Below are 21,898 nucleotides of genomic sequence, written 5' to 3' on the forward strand. Positions count from 1 at the left end.
GCTGAGCGGCCCTTTTTATTATTTGAATTTCGGCAGGTTGAACTGCGGCGGAACACCCATCCGGGTATTGATGACCCACTGCTGGGTGATCGACAGAATGTTGTTGGTGATCCAGTACAGCACCAGACCCGCGGGGAAGAAGAAGAACATCACACTGAAGATCAGCGGCATGAACCACATCAGCTTGGCCTGCATCGGATCAGGCGGCGCGGGGTTGAGTGCCGTCTGCAACATGGTGGTCAAGGCCATCACGACGGGCAAAATGTAATAAGGGTCAGGCGACGACAAGTCCCTGATCCACAATATCCATGGTGCACCACGCATCTCGACGCTGGACAGCAGCACCCAGTACAACGCAATAAATACCGGAATCTGGATCATGATGGGAAAGCAACCACCCATGGGATTGACCTTTTCCTCACGGTAGATTTTCATCATCGCCTGCTGCATTTCCTGCGGCTTGTCTTTGAGACGCTCACGCATTTCCGTGATCTTCGGGTTGATTGCCTTCATCTTGGCCATGCTGGCATAGGCCTTGGCATTCAACCAGTAAAAGGCAATTTTCAGCAACAGCACCAAGGCTACGATCGACCAGCCCCAGTTCTGGATGAGACTGTGCAGTTTGTCGAGCAGCCAGTACAAGGGCTTGGCCAGAATGGTGAGCCACCCATAGTCTTTCACCAGTTCCAGTCCAGGAGCCAGGGCTTCAAGCACTTTCTCTTCCTGCGGGCCGACGAAAAACTTCGCGTCGATGGCTTTGGTCGCGCCAGGGGCAATCGGATCCAGCGGCGTGATCATGCCAACAGCGTAAAGATTGGTGTCCACCTTGCGTAAAAACAGGTCGCGTTTCAGGCCATCGGGCAATATCCAGGCCGAGGCAAAGTAATGCTGCACCATCGCCACGTAGCCGTTGGTCGCTTGCTTTTCGACATCCACCGAGTTGTCTTCGATTTTCTTGAATTCGACTTTCTGGTACTTCTTGGCTTCCGTGTAGATCGCCGGGCCGGTGAAGGTCGAGTAGAACGACGATTCGCCAGGCGGCTTGTTGCCGTCTCGTACCAGTTGCAGGTAAAGCTGCGGAGTAACTGACGCGCTGCCGGTGTTAATCACCTCATGGCGCACGGCCAGGTCATAAGCGCCACGTTTGATGGTGTATGTCTTGAGCAGTTTTACGCCGCCCTGGTCGGTGGATTCAAACCGGACCTGCAACTCGTTTTGCCCGTCCTTGAATGTGCGCTCGTCTGGCAGCAAAGTCATTGGCGTCTTGTGGGTGGGGAAGGTGCCACCGTTGCTGCCGGCAATCAGACCGGTCTGCGCCACGTAAACACGGTTCGCGCTTTCATCAAGCAGCACAAAGCCCTGTTCCTTGTGGGTCATGTCCTTGTATTTGATGAACGCCGAGTGAACCAGGCTTCCGCCTTCGCTGTCGAACGTAAGGGAGAGCACATCGGTATTGATGACCAGGCGCTCCCTGGCGGCAGACGGTGCAACCGAAGGCGCTCCCGAAGGCACGGCAGCCGGAGAACCAGGCGCTGCGCTGGCAGCAGGCGACGGCACAGCAGCGCTGCCAGCAGACGCTGGCGCAGCAGCGACAGTCGATTTAGCCGTCTGGGTACTGGACGGAAAAAAAGTGGCTTTGTTGCCATGAGCGACCTGCCACTGGTCCCACAACAAAACCATGGAAAAACCAAAAATCACCCACAAGATGGTGCGGCGGATGTCATTCATGACGGCGTCTTTTTAGAAGAATTGAGAGCCGCAGGCGTGAGCAGGCGGCTGAAAAAAGAGGCAGATTGAGGCGGCGGCACTGGATCATGCCCTCCATCGCACCAGGGATGGCAGCGCACCAGGCGGCGCAATGTCAGGTAGCTGCCTGTTACCGCACCATGCTGGCTCAATGCCTGCAAAGAGTAAGCCGAACAACTGGGCTCAAAACGACAGTTCGAACCCAGCGAAGGGCTGATCAGCAGGCGGTAAGCCGTGACCATCCCCATCAAGGCCTTTTGTGGAAGGTGTACCAAGGGGATCAAAATACGTCTCATGCTGCCTTGGCTCCAGCTTGCATCAGGGATTGAATTTCGTGGCGAACTGCCAGCTTGAGTTGATTTGAGACGGCACTCGTAAATTCCGTTCGGACAAAGCCGCTGCGCAGGCGAACCACGAATGCAGCCTGCGGGTATGACTGAGAAAAATCAGCACTCACCGTGTAAATTTGTCTTTTGATGGCGTTGCGCGTCACAGCCCGTTTGGCCCAGCGTTTGGGAACCATCGCACCGATCCAGATGTCCTGCTGTCTAAACAATTTGTCAGGCTCGACCAGTTCGGCGTTTTTTGATACCGGGCGCCTGGAATCAAGCCAACTCCGGTGCAGGGCAAAGTGCTGTGTTTTTGCAATGATGGTTCCGGCCATGACGGCTTGGAACTGCGCACGGGTTTTAAGCCGCTGCACGGACGCCAGGCATCAGTTCAAGCGCATAAATTCCAATTGCCCGCAAAAAACCAGCTTAGACAGCCAGGCGTTTACGGCCTTTGGCACGACGGGCAGCAATCACGGCGCGACCGCCGCGGGTTTTCATGCGTGTCAGGAAACCGTGGGTACGGGCGCGCTTGACTTTGGAAGGTTGGTATGTGCGTTTCATGATAAATCCTGGTGGCCCTAACGGGCTTGTTACTGGGCTGTCAGCTGTAAAGCTTTATTTGGCGATTCGAATGATCTTGGTGGCTGTACGAAACCACGGCCAATCTGGCAAGTTTCAACAACCGGCAACACATCTGCTCCACCCTGAAAGGTGAATTCAGAACGAACCCACACACAAAGCTGCGCAGGCAGCCTCAAGCCGCTACGAATCGGGAAAACCCGTGATTATCACAGATTTCTTGAAGCTGGCAACCAGCCAAACAGCTGGACAGTCAGGAAAGCCTGAAATATAGACCTTGGACCCTGCGATTTCACACCCGAAAAAGACGAGATAGATCGAGCCACCGGGCCAGTTTTTCAGCGCAGATTTTCTCCTGTCTTTATCTTCAATTCTTTAATTCAAATTAGTAGCAGTAGTAAGGGGAGCGCTTTTCTGTGGACAGTCCCCTTATTCCCTTTCCAATCAATAACTTGGCGCTTGTTTAACCATGTGGCAAGGCCCCGTGAATATGGGTTGTGCGAAATGAACAACTTTTGGTTTCGGCCAATGCCTGTGGATAAGTCATGGGTTGCTAAAAAGTTATCCCCAGGGTTTGGCCTGCGCCTGTCGTTACAGACTTCGTACCGACGGATAAGTCATACAAATTTAATGAGCTGCGCACAAAATCAGTTGTCCAGGCCAGGTTAAGGAAGCGCGGACACGTTTTAAAAAAATCCCTGATTTGTGGATAACCGGCCACCCCGACTACAATTGCGGGTGTTCAAAATTAACAATATCCACAAGCAGCGGACGGCTGCTTTGCACCGGCTTGCAGGACAAAAATTGTCATGAGCGAAGTGTCCGTGTCGGGTCATACCGACGATTTGTGGCAACTCTGCGTTGACCATCTTGCCCAGGAGTTGCCTGAGCAGCAGTTCAATACCTGGATACGGCCGCTGGTGGTTGTCATTGCGGCCGACCTGTCCAAAGCGACTGTCCAGGTCGGCAACAGGTTCAAGCTTGATTGGGTCCGGGCGCAGTATGCAGCACGGATTGCAGCGCTGCTCGAGCTGGTTTCTGGTCAGCGAATCCCGATCGAGCTGGCACTCGCGCCTCGGGAGGCAGCCACCAGGTCAGAGCCGCTGGTCCGAAAATTCGACAGTGCCGCAGGCATTCCCGAACAGGCCTCCACTGTCGCAGCGGCCGAAGATGCCGCTGGCTCGGCTTTCAAGAACCGGCTCAATTCCGCCCTGACGTTCGATACGCTGATCGAAGGCACGGCCAACCGCATGGGCCGGGCTGCGGCGCTGCATGTGGCCAGCAGTCTGGGCCAGCTCTACAACCCCTTGTTCATCTATGGCGGCGTCGGCCTGGGAAAAACCCATCTGATGCACGCCATCGGCAACAAGCTGATGGCAGACAACCCGTCAGCCAAGGTGTTGTACATCCATGCCGAGCAGTTTGTCTCGGACGTGGTGAAGGCTTACCAGCGCAAAACCTTTGACGAGTTCAAGGAGCGCTACCACTCGCTCGATCTGCTGCTGATCGACGATGTGCAGTTTCTGGCCAACAAAGACCGCACCCAGGAAGAATTCTTCAATGCTTTTGAGGCGCTGCTGACGAAAAAGTCACACATCGTGATGACCAGCGACACCTATCCCAAGGGACTGACCGACATCCATGAGCGTCTGGTGTCGCGTTTCGACTCCGGCCTGACGGTGGCCATCGAGCCGCCCGAACTGGAAATGCGCGTCGCCATCCTGATCCGCAAGGCCGACGTCGAAGGAGCGGTGATGCCGGAAGAAGTAGCCTTTTTCGTCGCCAAGAATGTTCGTTCCAACGTGCGCGAACTCGAAGGCGCGCTGCGCAAGATCCTGGCTTACTCACGGTTCAACCACAAGGAAATCTCGATCCAGTTGGCCCGGGAAGCGCTGCGCGACCTGCTGTCGATCCAGAACCGTCAGATTTCGGTGGAAAACATCCAGAAAACGGTGGCCGATTACTACAAGATCAAGGTCGCCGACATGTATTCCAAGAAGCGCCCCGCCAGCATTGCCCGGCCGCGCCAGATCGCCATGTACCTGGCCAAGGAACTGACGCAAAAGAGTCTGCCCGAAATTGGCGAGCTGTTTGGCGGGCGCGACCACACCACCGTGCTGCATGCGGTACGCAAGATGGCTGCCGAACGCCAGCTGATGACCGAACTCAACCAGCAGCTCCATGTGCTGGAGCAAACACTCAAGGGCTGAAACCAGAAATTTTAAAGCTGTGGACAAGTTTTGAACAAGTCACGACTTGTCCACAGGAGCAGATGACAATCGAAAGTTGTTCATGTTTGACAAGCAGCCCGCATGGTGCTGCAACACATGGTTAAACAACCGCCAAGTGCCTGATTGGAAAGGGAATAATGACGCTGTCCACAGAAAGGCGCCGCCCTTACTACTGCTACTAATTTGAATTAAAGAATTAAAGACATAGACAGAGGAAAACATGATTGTTCTGAAAGCCACCCAAGACAAGTTTTTAGGCGTACTGCAATCGGTCGCCGGCATCGTGGAACGCAGGCATACCTTGCCCATCCTGGCCAACGTACTGATCCGCAAGACGGGTGCGCATTTGCAGCTCACGACCAGCGACCTGGAAATCCAGATTCGCACCACTGCCGAACTTGGCGGCGATGACGGCGACTTCACCACCACGGTGGGCGCCCGCAAGCTGATCGATGTACTGCGCTCCATGCCCAGCGACCAGACGGTCTCGCTCGAATCAAGCCAGAACAAGTTGATTCTCAAAGGCGGAAAAAGCCGCTTCACCCTGCAGACCCTGCCCGCCGAGGACTTTCCGCTGGTGCAGGAGGCGGCCAGCTTTGGCCCGGTGTTTTCGGTGCCGCAAAAGGTGTTGAAAGAGCTGCTGAATCAGGTGTCGTTTGCCATGGCAGTGCATGACATCCGCTACTACCTCAACGGCATTCTGTTCGTTGCCGAAGGCAAGCAGCTCAGTCTGGTCGCCACCGATGGCCACCGGCTGGCGTTTTCGTCGGCCACGCTCGATGTCGAAGTGCCCAAGCAGGAAGTGATTTTGCCGCGCAAGACGGTGCTGGAAATGCAACGCCTGCTCAGCGACAAGGAAGGCGCGATCGAGATGCAGTTTGCCGGCAACCAGGCCAAGTTCAGCTTTGAAGGCATGGAATTCGTGACCAAGCTGGTCGAGGGCAAGTTCCCCGACTACAACCGCGTGATTCCAAAGAACCACAAGAACATCATCACGCTGGGGCGCGCGCCGCTGCTGGCCAGCCTGCAGCGCACCGCGATCCTGACCAGTGAAAAATTCAAGGGCGTGCGGTTGAACATCGAGCCCGGCACGCTGCGCGTGGCCTCGAACAATGCCGAGCAGGAAGAGGCGGTCGATGAGCTTGACATTGACTACGGTGGCGACTCGATCGAGATTGGCTTCAACGTGACCTACCTGATCGACGCCCTGAACAACATGAACCAGGACATGGTGAAAATCGAGCTGGCCGACTCCAACAGCTCGGCCCTGCTCACCATTCCGGACAACGCCGCCTTCAAATACGTTGTGATGCCGATGAGAATTTGAGGCGTATCCAGGCGCAAGAACGCTGACACGACAGACGCAGACCCGCGACGCTTCGCGGGTTTGGTCATTCAAGAGATTGAAGAAATGGGGAAATCCAGGCCATGACTGAAGAAAACAAACTGAACGAAGCCGACCAAGTCCACGTCTCGGACGGATTGGCGGGCGAAGGAAGCTCCAATTTCCAGCCCAAGATCGACACCAACCAGGCCGGCGCGTCCGAAGCCTACGGCGAAGGCTCAATCCAGATCCTCGAAGGCCTGGAAGCCGTGCGCAAGCGGCCCGGCATGTACATCGGCGACACGTCGGACGGAACCGGACTGCATCACCTGGTGTTCGAGGTGGTGGACAACTCCATCGACGAGTCGCTGGCGGGCCATTGCGATGACATCCTGGTGACCATCCACACCGACAACTCCGTCAGCGTGGTGGACAACGGCCGCGGTATTCCGACCGGCATCAAGATGGACGACAAGCACGAACCCAAGCGTTCGGCGGCCGAGATTTCACTGACCGAACTGCACGCCGGCGGCAAGTTCAACCAGAACAGCTACAAGGTCTCGGGCGGCCTGCACGGTGTCGGCGTCAGTTGCGTGAACGCGTTGTCGAAGATGCTGCGGCTGACGATTCGTCGTGATGGCAAGGTGCATGTCATGGAGTTTTCCAGGGGCTTTGTGCAAAACCGGATCACGGATTCTGTCAACGGGGTCGAGGTGTCGCCGATGAAGGTGATGGGGCCGACCGACAAGCGCGGCACCGAAGTCCACTTCCTGCCCGACACCGACATCTTCAAGGAAAACAACGATTTCCATTACGAAATCCTGAGCAAGCGCCTGCGCGAGTTGAGTTTCCTGAACAACGGCGTGCGCATTCGCCTCAAGGACGAACGCACCGGCAAGGAAGACGACTTTGCCGGCGCCAACGGCGTCAAGGGCTTTGTCGCCTTCATCAACAAGGGCAAAACCGTCCTGCACCCGAACGTGTTTGCCGCCATGGGCGACCGCCAGAGCGACCAGGGCACCAACATCGGCGTTGAAGTCGCGATGCAGTGGAACAGCGGCTACAGCGAACAGGTGCTGTGTTTCACCAACAACATTCCGCAGCGTGACGGCGGCACCCACCTGACCGGCCTGCGTGCCGCGATGACGCGCGTCATCAACAAATACATCGACGACAGCGAGCTGGCGAAAAAAGCCAAGGTCGAAGTCACCGGCGACGACATGCGTGAAGGTCTGTGCTGCGTGCTCAGCGTCAAGGTGCCCGAGCCCAAGTTTTCAAGCCAGACCAAGGACAAACTGGTGTCCAGCGAAGTGCGCGGCCCGGTGGAAGACATTGTCAGCAAGCTGCTGCACGACTACCTGCAGGAACGCCCGAACGACGCCAAGATCATCGTCGGCAAGATCATCGAAGCCGCCCGCGCCAGGGAAGCCGCCCGCAAGGCGCGCGACATGACGCGGCGCAAGGGCGTGCTCGACGGCATGGGCCTGCCGGGAAAACTGGCCGACTGCCAGGAAAAAGACCCGGCGATGTGCGAGATCTACCTGGTCGAGGGCGACTCCGCCGGCGGCTCGGCCAAGCAGGGCCGTGACCGCAAGTTCCAGGCGATTTTGCCGCTCAAGGGCAAGATCCTGAACGTTGAAAAAGCACGCTATGAAAAGCTGCTGACCAGCAACGAAATCCTGATTCTGATCACCGCCTTGGGCACCGGCATCGGGAAGGGCGGCGGCGTGGGCGGCACACCTGGTACCGACGACTTCAATGTCGCCAAGCTGCGCTACCACCGCATCATCATCATGACCGATGCCGACGTGGACGGCGCGCACATCCGCACGCTGTTGCTGACCTTTTTCTACCGCCAGATGCCCGAACTGATCGAGCGCGGCCACATTTACATTGCCCAGCCGCCGCTATACAAGGTCAAGGCCGGCAAGGAAGAGCAGTACCTCAAAGACACCGCCGCACTCGACGGCTTCTTGCTGCGCATTGCACTCAGGGATGCGGTCGTGCAGACCAGCGAAGACGAAAATGCCGTGCTGACAGGCGAAGCGTTGGCCGAACTGGCACGCAAGCACCAGCGCGCCGAGTCGGTCATCAACCGTTTGAGCGGTTTCATGGATGCCGAAGCGCTGCGCGCGATTGCCGATGGCGTGTCGATCAACCTCGACACGTTGCTTGATGCCGAAGCGTCCGCTGTCGCACTGCAAGCCAAACTGCGTGAACTGAACACGACTGGCGCACCCGCCGACGTGGCCGGCGAGTTTGACGAACGCAGCGACAAACCGATTTTGCGCATCAGCCGCCGCCACCACGGCAATGTCAAAAGCAGTGTGCTGACACAGGACTTCGTGATCGGTGCCGACTATGCGACCCTGGCCGAAGCTGCTTCTTCCTTTCTTGGACTGATCGGTACCGGTGCCAAAGTCATGCGCGGCGAAGGCGATCGCCGCAAGGAAGAAAAGATCAGCGACTTCCGTCAGGCCATGCGCTGGCTGATCGGCCAGGCTGAAAACGGCACCTCACGCCAGCGTTACAAGGGTCTGGGTGAAATGAACCCCTCGCAGCTGTGGGAAACCACGCTCGACCCGAAGGTTCGCCGCCTGCTCAAGGTACAGATCGACGACGCCATCGAAGCCGACCGAGTGTTCACCATGCTGATGGGCGACGAGGTCGAGCCGCGCCGCGAGTTCATCGAGCAAAACGCCCTGCGCGCCGGGAATATCGATATTTGAGGGTGTGCAGGCGAGAGCAAAGTATTGCTGCTCAAGGGCACATGCCGGTAGCGTGCCAGCGGTCGTGGCAGTAAAGTTGCCCGTTCACGGAGGCAGGTGATTTATGCCGCAATGCGCGTGACGCGCATTGCTCGCATCAAACGGGAAAGTACGGCAATAACGTTCGGTTTCGTCTGATACCTTGAAGGGCACGGTCAAGCTAACTTTGAGGCAGAACCCTGATCCTTCCGAAAACGATTCCATGCCTTCCACCGCTACAGCCGCCGCGCCGACCGCATCCAAACCACGGCGCCGTCCGTCCCCGCTGTCCCTGGACGCATGGAAGCAATTCGTCCGTGTCGCCAAGCCTTATTGGCTGGGTGACCAGAAGAGGGTAGCCTGGTCCCTGCTGGCCGTGCTGATCGCCCTGATGCTGGCCGAGACCCAGTTCGCGGTGATGCTCAACAACCAGAGCGGCGAGCTGACCTCGGCCCTGGCGGGCAAGGATGCAGACCGGTTCTGGACGTCGGTGCGCGCCTGCCTGGGCATTCTGGCGTTTGCGGTGCCGATTTACGCCTTTCATTACTACATGCGCGATGCTTTCGCCAACAAGTGGCGGCGCTGGCTGACGGGCCGCTTCCTCGATGGCTATCTGCGGGACCGCAAATACTATGAGCTGGGCTCCGGCGGCGAGATCGACAACCCTGATCAGCGCATCAGCGAAGACATCAACACCTTCACCGGCCGGTCCATCCACTTTCTGCTGATCTTCCTGGGCTCATTGATGCAACTCGTGGCCTTCAGTGCCGTGCTCTGGTCGATTTCACATCTGCTGGTCGGTGTGCTGGCGGTTTATGCGCTGGTCGGCACTGTCGTTGCGCTGTACGTATTCGGGGCGCCGCTGATACAGCTGAACTTCTGGCAACTCCGGCGCGAGGCTGATTTTCGCTTTGGCCTCATGCGCCTGCGCGAGAACGCCGAATCCATCGCGTTCTATCGTGGTGAAGCCCAGGAGCGTGCGCAAATCGACAGCAAGTTCGGCAAGGTATTCACCAACTTTGCAAGGCTGATCAGGAAACAGCGCTCGCTCAACCTGTTTCAGCGCGGCTTCAATCAACTCACGCTGGTATTGCCCAGCGTGATCCTGGCCGATGGCGTGTTGTCGGGCCGGCTGGAGGTCGGCCGGGCCATCCAGGCAGCCGGGGCATTTGCCGCCGTGCTCGGCGCCGTGGCGCTGATCGTCGATAACTTCGAGAGTCTGAGCCGTTTCGTGGCGGGTATAGACCGTCTGCAGGCGCTGTCTGCATTGGTCCTGGACTGCCCGGGTGCAAGGCCCGCTGCAAACGACAAGCACCCGCAGATCCAGAGCCAGCCGGGCGAGCACCTCGCGCTGGACGCGCTCACGCTGTACACCCCCCGATTCGAACGGATGCTCATCAAGGAGCTGACCTTGAGCCTGAAACCGGGCGACGGTCTGCTGATCACTGGCGACAGCGGCTGCGGCAAGAGCTCCCTGTTGCGCGCCATCGCGGGTTTGTGGCGGGCCGGCACCGGCGTGGTCCATCATCCGCCGCTGGACGACATCTTTTTTTCCCGCAGCAGCCCTATATGCAGGTCGGCACCCTGCGCAGCCAGCTCATCTACCCCAGTGCGAAGTCAAACCTGGATGACGAGCGGCTGCTGCAAATACTTGAGGAAGTACACATGGACGAGCTGGCCGGCCGCGTGGGCGGACTGGACGCTGTGCATGACTGGGCCAAGCTGTTGTCCGTGGGCGAGCAGCAGCGCCTGGCTTTCGGGCGCGTACTGGTGCGCCAGCCGCGCATCGTCATCCTTGACGAGGCCACCAGCGCGCTGGACAGCAGCAATGAAACCTCGCTGTATGCAAGGCTGCGCGCAAGCGGTACCACCTTGATCAGCATCGCCCACCGCGCTGCCGTGCTGCGCCACCACACCCACGTACTGCGGCTGTTGGGTGACGGCGCATGGGAGTTGCACGCGGCGAGCGGCTATCAGTTCGACAGCCCAGTATCTGGCGAAACGGACAAGCTGCCAGCCAAGCCGGACAATCTTCAAGGCTTGTCAGAGGCCCCTTCCCACGGACTGGCGCTGGCATAGTTGGGATCGCAACATAGGTCGCATGTCCGCTGCTTTCAGAATTGGCATGATGTCAATTTTGTTGATCCGTGTCGTCGGCAGTTCGATCCGTATTCCAGTTCAACCAAAGGTCGGAAGCGATAATGGCTGCAAACACCGCCAGCGGATTGGGCAACCCACCCGGACAAAAAGAGTTCGCAGGTCGGGTGGCGTTACCTCCAATCACTGCATTTTTTAATCTACCGGGAAGACCGCCCAGGCAGCCTGAACCACTTCCGTTTCATACAACACAGGCGCATTGAAGCGAAAAATTCAACCATGTTGAAAACAGACGCTTGCTTCTGAACGCCCAATCCCCCGTTCCTTGCGTCCGCCTGCCACCTTTGCTCATGTCAAAACTTCATTCCATCGTTTACACCAGCGCGTCTGTGAGCCCCATGAATTCCGGTGATCTGGACGCGTTGCTGGTGGATGCCAGGAATTTCAATCGCCAGAATGAAATTACCGGCGTGCTGCTCCACAGTGGCAGCAACTTCATGCAGTGCTTCGAAGGACCGGAGGAGGCCGTGCAACGGGTGTACCAACGCATACTCGGCAGTCGCAAGCACACCGATGTGGTCGAGTTCATGAACCTTCCGGTTCAACAGCGGACCTTCAGCGACTGGGCCATGGGTTCTGCCATGACAACCCCGTCGGAACTGCTGGCGCTCTCGACTGCAACGTGGAACCAATTGAGCAGCGAACTGGCTTTTTCGCCGTTCACGCCACCGGGCTTGGCAATTCTTCAGGTTTTCTGGAGCATGCGGCAAAGCAGCCCTTGATCACGCTTCACGCCACGAGTTTTATGACCCCTTCCCCATGACCCTCACCGCCGTCATTGACTTTGAAACCACCGGCATCTCGCCCGGCTGCGGCGACCGTGCCACCGAGGTTGCCATTGTGCTGCTGGAGGGCGGCCGTGTGGTGGACCGCTTCCAGAGCCTGATGAATGCCGGCGTTCGCATTCCGTCCTTTATCACGCAACTGACCGGCATCACCAACGCCATGGTGTCCGGCGCGCCCGATGCCGCGCAGGTCATGCTGGACGCCAGCCGTTTTGTCGGCGCTGTGCCGCTGGTAGCGCACAACGCCGCGTTTGACCGCAAGTTCTGGCAGGCTGAACTCGCCCGTGCCGGGCTGGACGCACCCCAGCCCTTCATCTGTACGCTGCTGCTGTCACGCCGGCTTTATCCGCAGGCGCCGAACCACAAGCTTGGTTCGCTGGTCGATTACCACCGCTTGCCGCGCACTGGCCAGGCGCACCGGGCTTTGGCTGACGCCGAGATGGCCGCAGGACTGCTGGGCCAGATCCAGCACGACCTGCGCACCCGTCACGGCGTCGCGCAACCCGACAACGCCTTGCTGATGGCCTTGCAGCGCTGTGCCAAAGCGGCTGTCGGCACCTTCATGGCCAGGCATGCCAAAACCTGAATTTTAATATTCGCTACTAAATAGATAGCTACTAGTGACCGCTTTGCCTGCGCTAGAGCCCATAAACACCATTAATCCAGCTTATGAACAACCGAGTCCGCCCTGCTACGCCGCTTTCCACCCACGACACTACCCGCATCGACGACTTGCGCATCGGCGCGGTTCGTCCGCTGATCACGCCGGCGCTGCTGCAGGAATGGCTGCCCACGCCTGACAGCGTGCAGGCGCTGGTGTTGAGCAGCCGCGCCGCCATTTCGCGCGTGCTGCACGGCGCCGACGACCGGCTGGTGGTGGTGGTCGGGCCATGTTCCATCCACGACCATGCGCAGGCGATGGACTACGCGCAACAACTCAAGGCAAAGGCCGATGCGCTGCAGGACGACCTGCTGATCGTGATGCGTGTGTATTTTGAAAAGCCGCGCACCACCGTCGGCTGGAAGGGCTACATCAACGACCCGCACCTGGACGGCAGCTTTGCCATCAACCAAGGGCTGGAAATGGCGCGCCAGCTGCTGCTCGACGTGCTGGCGCTCGGCATGCCGGTGGGCACCGAATTTCTCGACTTGCTGAGTCCGCAGTTCATCAGCGACCTGGTGAGTTGGGGCGCGATTGGCGCGCGCACCACCGAAAGCCAAAGCCACCGCCAGCTTGCCAGCGGCCTCTCATGCCCGGTCGGTTTCAAGAACGGTACCGACGGCGGTGTGAAAGTGGCGGCCGACGCCATCCAGGCCGCACAGGCGCCGCATGCCTTCATGGGCATGACCAAGATGGGCCAGGCAGCGATTTTTGAGACCCGTGGCAACGACGACTGCCATGTGATCCTGCGCGGCGGCAAGCAGACCAATTACGCAAAGGCCGACGTGGACGCCACCTGCGCACAACTCAAGGCCGCCGGCCTGCGCGAGCAGGTGATGATCGACGTGTCGCATGCCAACAGCAGCAAGCAGCACCAGCGGCAGATCGACGTCGCCGCCGACGTGGCGGGCCAGATTGCGGCGGGCGACCACCGCATCATGGGCCTGATGATCGAAAGCCACCTGAACGAAGGCCGGCAGGACATCGTCGCCGGTCAGCCCTTGCAGCACGGCGTGTCGGTGACCGATGCCTGCATCAGTTTTTCGCAGACGGTGCCGGTGCTGCAGGGGTTGGCGGCGGCGGTGCGGGCGCGTCGCCTGGCATAACTGCGTGCAACCCAAGGACTGGCGACTGGCGCGCTGTTGGCTTTGACCAAGAAGCTGCGTTATGCGGACTGGTGTTGTTGGTGGGAATTTTAGCGATCGCGTAACCTACTGCGCAGTTATTTGTGGCGCAGGACCATTTGTTCCTTTGAAAGGACCACCTCAAACCTGGACAAAAAGCTTTGACCCAGCAATGCGTCGCTGGCGTTGTCGCCCACCAGCCCAACGCCCACACGGACACCTGAAACACTCATGGGCCCGAGCGTGACTGGAACTCCTGTCACGATTCGTCCTGGCAAATTGCCATTGGCGGTTTTGAAAATGGTGGGAATGCCCTTTGAAATTGCGGCTGTATGCGCAAACTTTTCACTGACTGTCACAAGTGACGCGCCGGTATCCACCATGAAGTTGACTGGTTTTCCATTGACCAGACCAGGAGCATAAAAGTGGCCATCTCTAGCCCGGGGAATCACCAGATCACCAGTTGAGGAAATGGAAACGGGTGTGGGTTTCAGGTAGCGATTCATGATTGCATACAGCAAACCCATGACTCCAATCCAGAAAATGAGAATGACGATTGGCCCCCACTTGAGACTGGTGGGCCGTGCCGATGTTTTCCCCCAGCCAGTTAACTTTTTTTCTTTTATGTCGCGCTCTTTCTGTGCGTCCCGCGATCCATCACGATCTTCCTGAGCCATTGAATTTCCTTCTGTAAATGGATTCGATTTCACACTCTGGATTGCGCCAAGGAACAGGTCAGAGTTGCCTTTGATCCACATGTTTTTGTGCGAGTACCCGGTCTTCGTCTTGATGCATCAAGTCCTAAGATAGCGGTTTTACCAATCAAAAATATTGTCAGGGGCTTCGATGGAATGGTCACGGGAAGAAGTAGAGGCCATTGTTGCGGACTACCTGCACATGCTGACGATGGAACTTGCTGGCCAGAGTTTCAACAAGACCCAACATCGTCACCTGTTGCAGGCCAAGCTCAATAACCGGTCGGACGCTTCCATCGAGTTCAAGCACTGCAATATCAGCGCGGCCATGTTGCACCTTGGCTTTCCATATATTCGGGGTTATCAACCGCGGTGTAACTACCAGGCGCTCTTGGTAAAAGTCGTCGAGGAACAAGTTTGCAACAAAGAAACACTTGATCAGGCAGCGCTAGCTGCTGTGCAGCAGCCTGCCATTGCTCCCACGCAGACCGACTTTAGAAAAGTGAAATCAGATGCGCCCAAACGACAGCATCAGGTGCAGGAGAAGACGAATCCCTTGTTCTTCCAGCCTGTCAAGCGTGACTACCTCGAACGTGAAGCACAGAACCGATCACTTGGCTTGGCAGGTGAAGAGTTTGCAGTTCAGTTCGAGCATTGGCGCCTTGTCGAGATGGGAAAGCAGCGACTCGCCGACAGGGTCGAACATGTTTCCGTCTCGAAAGGCGATGGTCTGGGCTACGACGTTCTCTCATTCGAATCTGATGGCAGGGAGCGCCTGATTGAAGTCAAGACAACGACCTTTGGGCGAGATACGCCATTTTTCGTTTCACGAGGTGAACTGGCGCTGTCGCAAGGAGCGAAGGATCATTTTCACCTTTACCGTTTGTTTGAATTCAGAAAATCCCCGCGACTTTTTGATCTTCCAGGGGCACTTGATCAGCATTGTCTTTTGGACCCTGTCACCTACCGAGCCAGTTTTGGTTAACAGGCTTGAATCCGGAAATCTGACATCCGCCGGGTAAAGCATTACCTGCAACGAATCCGAAACTGCCGGTCGCGCGCCTGCTTGCGCTGCGCGCTGATCCAGTCTTGTGTCTGCGCACCTTGCGGATGTCGCGCCATGGAGTCCCAGTGATTGATTTGCGAATCGAGCCACTCGCATTCCTTTTTATGGGCGACTCCATTGCTGATGGAAGGGGTTTGCGCCTCAATGATGTGTTGGATCGTGGGTGCGGCTTCGGCCGGGCTGGCGGCTGTTGGCCTGACGGCTGCCATCAAGTTGTGATCGGTCCGCGTGGTGACCTGGCTGCTGACCGATCCTTGCGGGCATACCGCGTCGCTGTAGCTGATGCGGCCGTTTGCCATGCACTTGGTCACTTGGGAAATGCCGGCTGCCGCATTGGCGCTGTTTTGACGGGCGGGTTGCGGTGGAAGCGGTTGCCTGGGTGCCGGGATCGGATGCCGCGCTGGCTGTGGCGTTGACTCAGCAACAGGCTGGGGCGCTGGATGCTTGTTCAGTTTCCAGTCGGCTGCCTTGTAGAGAAAAAATAGTAGCGCCACAAAGACAAGTGCAATGCCCAAGGTGCCCAGCTTGAATCCCTCAGGCGGCGGGCTGAACGGCCGCTGATGCCGGGATTTTTCATGCATGTAATCCCGATCCATCATTCCCATGCTGCCGTCCCTTGTATTTTTTGAGGCCAGCCGGATGGCCCGCCACACTGATTATCAGTTGAGCGCCCGCCGAAGCGGCGAACGGGAAGCGCCGCTGTTGGCATCCGCCTTTGCATCAGCGCTTGTCGGCATGCCTGTCAAAGCGCTGGCATCGGTTGCCGGAACCATGTACACCGTGCGCGTCGGAAAGGCGAAATCGACGCCCAGCGCGGCCAGTTCGCGCATGAGTTGCAGGTTCAGCGTCTGCTGGGCATCCATGTAGGTGTTGTAGCCCGGCTCCTTGACGATATAGACCACTTCGTAATCCAGCGAGCTGTCGCCGAACCCCTGGAAATGCGCCCGGTCAAAACGCAGCGTGTCATTCGATTCGACCAGCCGCCTGACGATGCCGGGAATCGCCTCGGCCTGCTCAGGAGAGGTGTTGTAGGTCACACCGAACTTGAAGACGATGCGCCGCTCTTCCATGCGTTTGTAGTTTTTCACCACCTGCTTGAGCAGGTCGGTATTGCTGATGATGATCTGCTCGCCGTTCAGGCTGCGGATGCGCGTGGTCTTCAGGCCGATGAACTGCACCGTGCCGACAAAGCTGTCGATGCCGATGAAGTCGCCCACCTCGAAAGGCTTGTCCACCGCAATCGACAGCGAGGCGAACAAATCGCCCAGAATGTTCTGCACCGCCAGCGCCACCGCGATGCCGCCCACGCCCAGGCTGGCGACAAAAGCGGTGATGTTCACGCCGACGTTGGACAGCACGGCCAACAGCACCACCGCCCACAGCACGGTGCGCAGCGCCCATGACATCAGCGTGGCCGAAGCGCCCGCCTGCGTCATGCCGGCGGGGGTATGGCGATCCTGGTAGCGGCGCAGGCCGATGCTGATCGCCCGCGTGAGCCACAGCCCGAGCTGCAGGGCGACGGCCACGAACCAGAGCTGCCCGACGCGCGCGTTCCAGCGGTCGTTCAGGTCCAGCATGCCCACGCCAATGAGCAGCGCGGCCAGCAGCATCAGCCAGCGGTTGGTGCTGCTGTGCACCTCAACCACCGTGTCGTCGACGCGGTTGGTGGTGTGCGCTGCCATCTTGCGCATGCGCCCCACGGAAAAGTGCAGGGTGAGATGCATCAGCAGGTAAGAAATCAGCGTGGCGGCAATGGCCAATGAGAGGCTGACAAGGGACAGGGAAAAAATAGTGGCGGTTTGAAACCAGTCAAGAAAATCATTCATCCAGACCAGCTTAGCAAAAGGGAATTAACTCGGAAAAACTGCGGAATTGGCGGGCCGGCCGGTGGCCGACAGAAAACTTAGTTATGTGAAGAAACTGGCATTTGCGCATACCACACATGCACTTGATGCTATTAAAAAAATAGCTTTCAGAAAGTGCAAGACAACGTCAAGTTTGCGCTTTCCGTCCCCACGCCGTGGATGGCGCTGTTGTCTGACACTGCATGCTTGCGTCGGGCGCGCACAATGAAACCATCAGCCGGTGCCAAAGTTTCAGCGCTGTTTCTCCCGCGTTTTCACGTCAAAGGGATGAAGTTTCCACAAGCTCGGGCAAGCCGGCCGAACCGTGAAAGGATTGAAAAATCCTGATTTTCCCCACACTCCAGAAAGATGCGCATGTCCAAGAAACAGACTCAGGATGACAACCAGCTCCCCGCAGACGAGGAAATCGGCCAGGGCCACGGCGGCAAGGTTGAAAACGACACCAACAAGACCGGCGACCAGGAGCCCACGCAGAAGAACGAAGGCAGGCGAACCCCGCAAAGCCGCAATGACCGGGAGGCGCACATTGGCAGCGGTAACCAGACGCAGTCACGCCGTGGAAACAGTGGTGGCAGTTCAGGCGGGCATTAGCCGCCAATTTTGATGCTTTTCTGATCCCGGTTGCAGCGTGCCGGTTTTGCGCCGTTGGCTCCGGCCAAACCGCAGCCCATAATCAATCCACTTATTTCCGGGTGGAGACGCTGTATGGGCATGCTGATCGTGGGTCTGGTACTTTTTCTGGGTGCGCATTCCGCCCGCATTTTCGCCGGTGGCTGGCGTTCGGCAATGATCAGGCGCCTGGGCGCAGGAACCTGGAAAGCTGCCTGTTCGCTGGCATCACTGCTCGGTCTGGTGCTCATCATCTGGGGCTTCGGGCTGGTGCGACAGCAACCGGTGCAGTGGTGGGAGGCGCCATTTTTCATGCGCCATGTGGCCTGGCTATTGACCGCCATGGCCTTCATTTTGCTGGCTGCCGCCTATGTTCCGCGCAATGCCATCAAGGCGCGTCTGCACCATCCGATGGCGCTGGGCGTGGCGTTTTGGGCCACAGCGCATCTGCTGGCCAACGGCAACCGGGGCCATGTGGTGCTGTTTGGCAGCTTCCTGGCTTGGGCGGTGCTGAGCTTTCTTGCTGCCCGCACGCGTGACCGCGCGGCCCGGACGCTGTATCCGGCGGGCACCGCTTCAGGCACGGTGATCACCGTGCTGGCGGGCCTTGCGGCCTGGGCCGTGTTTGCGTTCTGGGCGCACGGCCTGCTGATCGGCATCCGGCCGATGTGACAGGCCTTGCGGCTGTAACCGCTGCACCGCTGCGCCCGCCGTGAACACGCAATACAGGAAGTTTGGCTACTTGTCGGGCAACTCGATCTTGACTTCGAGCACGTCCAGGTTGTCCTGCCGCTCCAGGTTGAGCTTGATGTCATCCGGATTGATATTGATGTATTTGGCGATCACGGCAATCAGGTCGCGCTGCAGTGCAGGCAAATAGTCGGGTTCGTAGCTGGTGCGTCCAGAGCGTTCATGCGACAGGATGATCTGCAGCCGCTCTTTGGCAACATTAGCCGTTTTCTTCTTTTCGCCGAGAAGGAAGGAGAAAAATGAGGCCATGGCTTTTTACTTTCCCCCAAACAGGCGTTTGAAGAATCCGGGTTTTTGGGCATCGATGAAGCGCATGGGCTTGTCTTCGCCCAGAAAGCGGTCGATCACGTCCTTGTAGGCTTCCGACACGTCACTGCCCTGCATATGGACCGCCGGTACGCCCTGGTTGGACGCCTGCAGTACGGTTTCGGATTCTGGAATCACGCCGATCAGCTTGATGCGCAGGATGTCCTGGATGTCTTCCAGCGACAGCATCTGCCCCTGATCGACGCGGCTCGGGTTGTAGCGGGTGATCAAAAGGTGTTCCTTGATCGGCTCGCCGCCGTCGATGGCGCGCTGTGTCTTGCTCGACAGCATGCCCAGGATGCGGTCCGAGTCGCGCACCGACGAGACTTCGGGGTTGGTCACGACCAGCGCCTCGTCGGCGAAATGCATCGCCATCAGCGCGCCGGTCTCGATGCCGGCGGGCGAGTCGCAGATGATGTATTCAAAGTCCATGCCCGCCAGGTCGTCCAGGACTTTTTTCACGCCTTCAATCGTCAGCGCGTCCTTGTCACGCGTTTGCGAGGCGGCCAGCACAAAAAGTTCCGGGCACTGTTTGTCCTTGATCAGCGCCTGGTTGAGCGTGGCTTCGCCCTGGATGACGTTGATCAGGTCGTACACCACGCGGCGTTCGCAGCCCATGATCAGGTCCAGGTTGCGCAGGCCCACGTCAAAATCGATCACGGCGGTTTTGTGGCCGCGCAAGGCCAGACCGGTTGAAAAGCTGGCGCTGGTGGTGGTCTTGCCGACGCCGCCCTTGCCAGAGGTGACCACAATGATTTTTGCCATTCGAAAAAGTCCTTTTGAAAACGGTGGGTGGTTCAGTCAGTCGGGTTGGCAAGGCACCGCTGCCAGATCATGCACCAAAGTGCGTATGAAATGTAAGCAAATGCGCCCAAAAATTAGGTTTGGCGTGAAAGCACAGGCCATGGTCACAGCATCGGCGTCATGACCAGCTTTTCGCCGTCCGGGCCTTCGACCAGCCGCACCTGCGTGGGATGGCCGGTAACCTCGGGCGGCAGCGGGTTTTCGCTGGTGCGGTAGATGCCGGCGATCGACAGCAGTTCAGCCTCCAGCGTCAATGCAAAGATGCGCGCCTCGGCGTTGCCGCGCGCACCGGCAATGGCACGGCCGCGCAGCGGCGCATACACATGGATATGACCGTCGGCAATCACTTCTGCGCCTGCATTGACCATGGCCAGCACGACGAGGTCGCGTCCTCGCGCGTACACCTGCTGGCCGGAACGCAGCGGCTACCAGCGCGCCCAGCGGCGGCGCATGCACCAGCGGCTGCGGCTCCTGGGGCTGTTCGGGCGATGCCGGCGCGGGCCGGGGTGTCAGCAGGTGCGCATCGTTGCCGGGAACCAGTCCGGCTTTCAAGGCAGCGGCCATCTGTACCGAATTGCCGCCCTTGACGGCAATGGGTACCAACCGGTAGCTGCCCAACAGGTCCAGCAGCGCGGGAAAGTCGATGTCGGACACGTCCCGGCCCTGCAGCGGTGACAGGTCGATGACCAGCGCGTCCTGGTCGAAAAAATCGGGAATGTCACCGAAACGCAGCGTCATCTCGCGCGCCAGGGCCGTCAGATCGGTGGACTTGAGCAGCAGCGCGACCAGCGGGAAATTGGCGCTCTTGATTTCAAAGGTGGTGGGCGTGGCGACAGTCATGGGCAGGCAGGGCTTGGTGAACGAAGGAAAACAGACCCTGACGGGGTGGTGATGCCCATGCTGTCTGGAAGCCCGAGGGTAGCGCAGGAAGCGTGGCCTTCCCGGCGGCGGGAAGCGGCATTTGTTAGCGTGTGAAACGCCATGGGGAAATGACCCGGCGTCTGAACCGCCTCAAGCATTGAATGCATGCAGATTGCGCCCATCTGGAAACGTTGAAAACAAAAACCGTCATTATCCCGGAACTTGATGAACTTTCTAACACTGGCCGGGCTGAGCGCCGTGCTTCATGCTTACGTCGCCCTTCGCCTGCTTCCTGACCTGGCGTCAGTTGCGTCGGTCCGGCTTGGGGTGGCCTGTGTGCTGCTGGTGTCGGCGCTGCTGATTCCCCTGGGGCTGATGGCCCGCCGCATCGCCCGTGCGCCGCTGGCCGACCGTCTGGGCTGGGCCGGCCTGCTGTGCATGGGCCTTTTTTCCACGCTGATGGTGCTGACATTGCTGCGCGATGCGGCGCTGGGCCTGCTGTGGGCCGTCGATTTTCTGGTGCCTGGCCGGCTGGAACTGGCGCCCTGGCGAACGGTTTCGGCGCAGGCTGTTGCCTTGCTGGGCGGACTGTCGGCGTTGCTGGGATTGCTGAATGCCCGGCGCACGGCGGCAGTGGTGCGGGTCGACGTGCCGATTCCCGGCCTGCCGCCGGCGTGGCAGGGGTTTACCGTGGCGCAGATCAGCGACATCCATGTCGGGCCGACCATCCGGCAGCACTATGTGCGCCGCATCGTTGAACGCGTCAACACGCTGCAGGCCGACCTGGTGGCGGTCACCGGCGACCTGGTGGATGGCCGCGTGACTGAACTGGCCGCGCACGTGGCGCCGCTGGCGGACCTGCGTTCGCGCCACGGCACGTTTTTCGTGACCGGCAACCATGAATACTATTCGGGCGCGCCTGCCTGGATTGACGAGCTGCGGCGCCTGGGGCTGACGGTGCTGCTCAATGAACATGTGGTGATTCCGGCGGTGGATGCGGCGGGCGTGGCCGCCAGGCCGCTGGTGCTGGCCGGCGTGACCGATTTCAACGCAGGGCATTTCGACCCGGCGCACCGCAGCGACCCGGTGCGCGCGCTGGCGGGCGCACCGCCTGACGCCGTGCGGGTGCTGCTGGCGCACCAGCCGCGCAGTGCCGCCGCAGCGGCTGAAGCGGGATTCGACCTTCAGCTGTCAGGGCATACCCACGGTGGGCAGTTTTATCCGTGGAACCTGTTCGTTCGCTTGCAGCAGCCGTT

At 58.8% G+C, this 21,898-nt stretch carries 20 protein-coding genes and 3 pseudogenes; 13 read left to right on the forward strand and 10 right to left on the reverse strand.

Features of this window, described 5'->3' with window-relative positions; all coding sequences use genetic code 11:
- Positions 1–18: 18 nt before the first annotated feature.
- From yidC to rpmH, 4 genes are read right to left on the reverse strand one after another with little or no spacing between them, the layout of a single operon-like run.
- The gene (yidC, locus tag GZ092_RS11165; RefSeq protein ID WP_293636463.1) at positions 19–1,728 is read right to left on the reverse strand and encodes a membrane protein insertase YidC; all 1,710 of its coding nucleotides are present in this window, start codon (positions 1,726–1,728) and stop codon (positions 19–21) included.
- A complete protein-coding gene (gene yidD, locus GZ092_RS11170) occupies positions 1,725–2,042 on the reverse strand; it encodes a membrane protein insertion efficiency factor YidD (RefSeq protein ID WP_293636464.1) in 318 nt (105 codons plus the stop codon). The genes yidC and yidD overlap by 4 nt, the downstream gene beginning before the upstream one ends.
- Positions 2,039–2,449, reverse strand: a complete 411-nt coding sequence (locus GZ092_RS11175) for a ribonuclease P protein component (RefSeq protein WP_293636465.1) — start codon at positions 2,447–2,449, stop codon at positions 2,039–2,041. Before GZ092_RS11175 ends, yidD begins: the two co-directional genes overlap by 4 nt.
- 55 nt (positions 2,450–2,504) lie before the next feature.
- Positions 2,505–2,639, reverse strand: coding sequence for a 50S ribosomal protein L34 (rpmH, locus tag GZ092_RS11180; protein ID WP_007862708.1), 135 nt, complete (start codon positions 2,637–2,639; stop codon positions 2,505–2,507).
- An 827-nt stretch (positions 2,640–3,466) separates the two neighbouring features.
- Between rpmH and dnaA the strand changes: the two genes are divergently transcribed.
- The 9 genes and pseudogenes from dnaA to GZ092_RS11215 all read left to right on the forward strand — a co-directional run bounded on the left by dnaA (position 3,467) and on the right by GZ092_RS11215 (position 13,668).
- On the forward strand, positions 3,467–4,867 hold the full coding sequence (gene dnaA / locus GZ092_RS11185) for a chromosomal replication initiator protein DnaA (protein WP_293636466.1): 1,401 nt from the start codon (positions 3,467–3,469) through the stop codon (positions 4,865–4,867).
- Between the two features lie 241 nt (positions 4,868–5,108).
- A complete protein-coding gene (dnaN, locus tag GZ092_RS11190) occupies positions 5,109–6,215 on the forward strand; it encodes a DNA polymerase III subunit beta (RefSeq protein ID WP_293636467.1) in 1,107 nt (368 codons plus the stop codon).
- A 101-nt stretch (positions 6,216–6,316) separates the two neighbouring features.
- The gene (gyrB, locus tag GZ092_RS11195) at positions 6,317–8,941 is read left to right on the forward strand and encodes a DNA topoisomerase (ATP-hydrolyzing) subunit B (protein ID WP_293636468.1); all 2,625 of its coding nucleotides are present in this window, start codon (positions 6,317–6,319) and stop codon (positions 8,939–8,941) included.
- Positions 8,942–9,350: 409 nt separating this feature from the next.
- A pseudogene (locus GZ092_RS21240) lies at positions 9,351–10,424 on the forward strand (SbmA/BacA-like family transporter); the annotation flags it as partial.
- A 200-nt stretch (positions 10,425–10,624) separates the two neighbouring features.
- Positions 10,625–10,711: pseudogene (locus GZ092_RS21245) on the forward strand (hypothetical protein); the annotation flags it as partial.
- A 120-nt stretch (positions 10,712–10,831) separates the two neighbouring features.
- Positions 10,832–11,038: a hypothetical protein gene (locus tag GZ092_RS21250; protein WP_363254464.1), complete on the forward strand. Its 207-nt coding sequence runs from the start codon at positions 10,832–10,834 to the stop codon at positions 11,036–11,038.
- Between the two features lie 314 nt (positions 11,039–11,352).
- A complete protein-coding gene (locus tag GZ092_RS11205; RefSeq protein WP_293636469.1) occupies positions 11,353–11,838 on the forward strand; it encodes a BLUF domain-containing protein in 486 nt (161 codons plus the stop codon).
- A 37-nt stretch (positions 11,839–11,875) separates the two neighbouring features.
- Positions 11,876–12,487, forward strand: a complete 612-nt coding sequence (locus GZ092_RS11210; RefSeq protein WP_293636470.1) for a 3'-5' exonuclease — start codon at positions 11,876–11,878, stop codon at positions 12,485–12,487.
- Positions 12,488–12,570: 83 nt separating this feature from the next.
- Positions 12,571–13,668, forward strand: a complete 1,098-nt coding sequence (locus GZ092_RS11215) for a 3-deoxy-7-phosphoheptulonate synthase (protein ID WP_293636471.1) — start codon at positions 12,571–12,573, stop codon at positions 13,666–13,668.
- Between the two features lie 116 nt (positions 13,669–13,784).
- Here GZ092_RS11215 and GZ092_RS11220 read toward each other — a convergent pair whose 3' ends face one another.
- Positions 13,785–14,444, reverse strand: a complete 660-nt coding sequence (locus tag GZ092_RS11220) for a retropepsin-like aspartic protease (RefSeq protein WP_293636472.1) — start codon at positions 14,442–14,444, stop codon at positions 13,785–13,787.
- Between the two features lie 88 nt (positions 14,445–14,532).
- On the opposite strand from GZ092_RS11220, the gene GZ092_RS11225 reads away from it, so the two are divergent.
- On the forward strand, positions 14,533–15,366 hold the full coding sequence (locus GZ092_RS11225; protein ID WP_293636473.1) for a DUF3883 domain-containing protein: 834 nt from the start codon (positions 14,533–14,535) through the stop codon (positions 15,364–15,366).
- A 41-nt stretch (positions 15,367–15,407) separates the two neighbouring features.
- Here the strand turns inward: GZ092_RS11225 and GZ092_RS11230 are convergent, their stop codons facing one another.
- Entirely contained in the window at positions 15,408–16,028 is a 621-nt protein-coding gene (locus GZ092_RS11230) for a hypothetical protein (RefSeq protein WP_293636474.1), read from the reverse strand.
- A gap of 78 nt (positions 16,029–16,106) precedes the next feature.
- A complete protein-coding gene (locus GZ092_RS11235) occupies positions 16,107–17,273 on the reverse strand; it encodes a mechanosensitive ion channel family protein (protein ID WP_293636475.1) in 1,167 nt (388 codons plus the stop codon).
- 393 nt (positions 17,274–17,666) lie between these two features.
- Here GZ092_RS11235 and GZ092_RS11240 point away from each other — a divergent pair, with 393 nt between their 5' ends.
- Positions 17,667–17,903 (forward strand): hypothetical protein, encoded by a 237-nt coding sequence (locus GZ092_RS11240; protein WP_293636476.1) that lies wholly within the window; start codon positions 17,667–17,669, stop codon positions 17,901–17,903.
- A gap of 114 nt (positions 17,904–18,017) precedes the next feature.
- Positions 18,018–18,593 (forward strand): NnrU family protein, encoded by a 576-nt coding sequence (locus tag GZ092_RS11245; RefSeq protein WP_293636477.1) that lies wholly within the window; start codon positions 18,018–18,020, stop codon positions 18,591–18,593.
- Between the two features lie 66 nt (positions 18,594–18,659).
- Here GZ092_RS11245 and minE read toward each other — a convergent pair whose 3' ends face one another.
- The 3 genes and pseudogenes from minE to minC all read right to left on the reverse strand — a co-directional run bounded on the left by minE (position 18,660) and on the right by minC (position 20,621).
- Positions 18,660–18,920 carry a cell division topological specificity factor MinE gene (minE, locus tag GZ092_RS11250; protein ID WP_196862569.1) on the reverse strand — a complete coding sequence of 87 codons (261 nt, stop codon included), beginning with the start codon at positions 18,918–18,920 and terminating at the stop codon, positions 18,660–18,662.
- Between the two features lie 6 nt (positions 18,921–18,926).
- Positions 18,927–19,742 carry a septum site-determining protein MinD gene (gene minD / locus GZ092_RS11255; protein WP_293636478.1) on the reverse strand — a complete coding sequence of 272 codons (816 nt, stop codon included), beginning with the start codon at positions 19,740–19,742 and terminating at the stop codon, positions 18,927–18,929.
- Between the two features lie 143 nt (positions 19,743–19,885).
- Positions 19,886–20,621, reverse strand: a pseudogene (minC, locus tag GZ092_RS11260) (septum site-determining protein MinC).
- Positions 20,622–20,867: 246 nt separating this feature from the next.
- Between minC and GZ092_RS11265 the strand changes: the two are divergent.
- A partial coding sequence (locus GZ092_RS11265) for a metallophosphoesterase (RefSeq protein ID WP_293636479.1) occupies positions 20,868–21,898 on the forward strand: 1,031 nt, incomplete at its 3' end.

This window comes from Polaromonas sp., from assembly GCF_010365105.1.
Classification (GTDB): domain Bacteria; phylum Pseudomonadota; class Gammaproteobacteria; order Burkholderiales; family Burkholderiaceae_C; genus Polaromonas.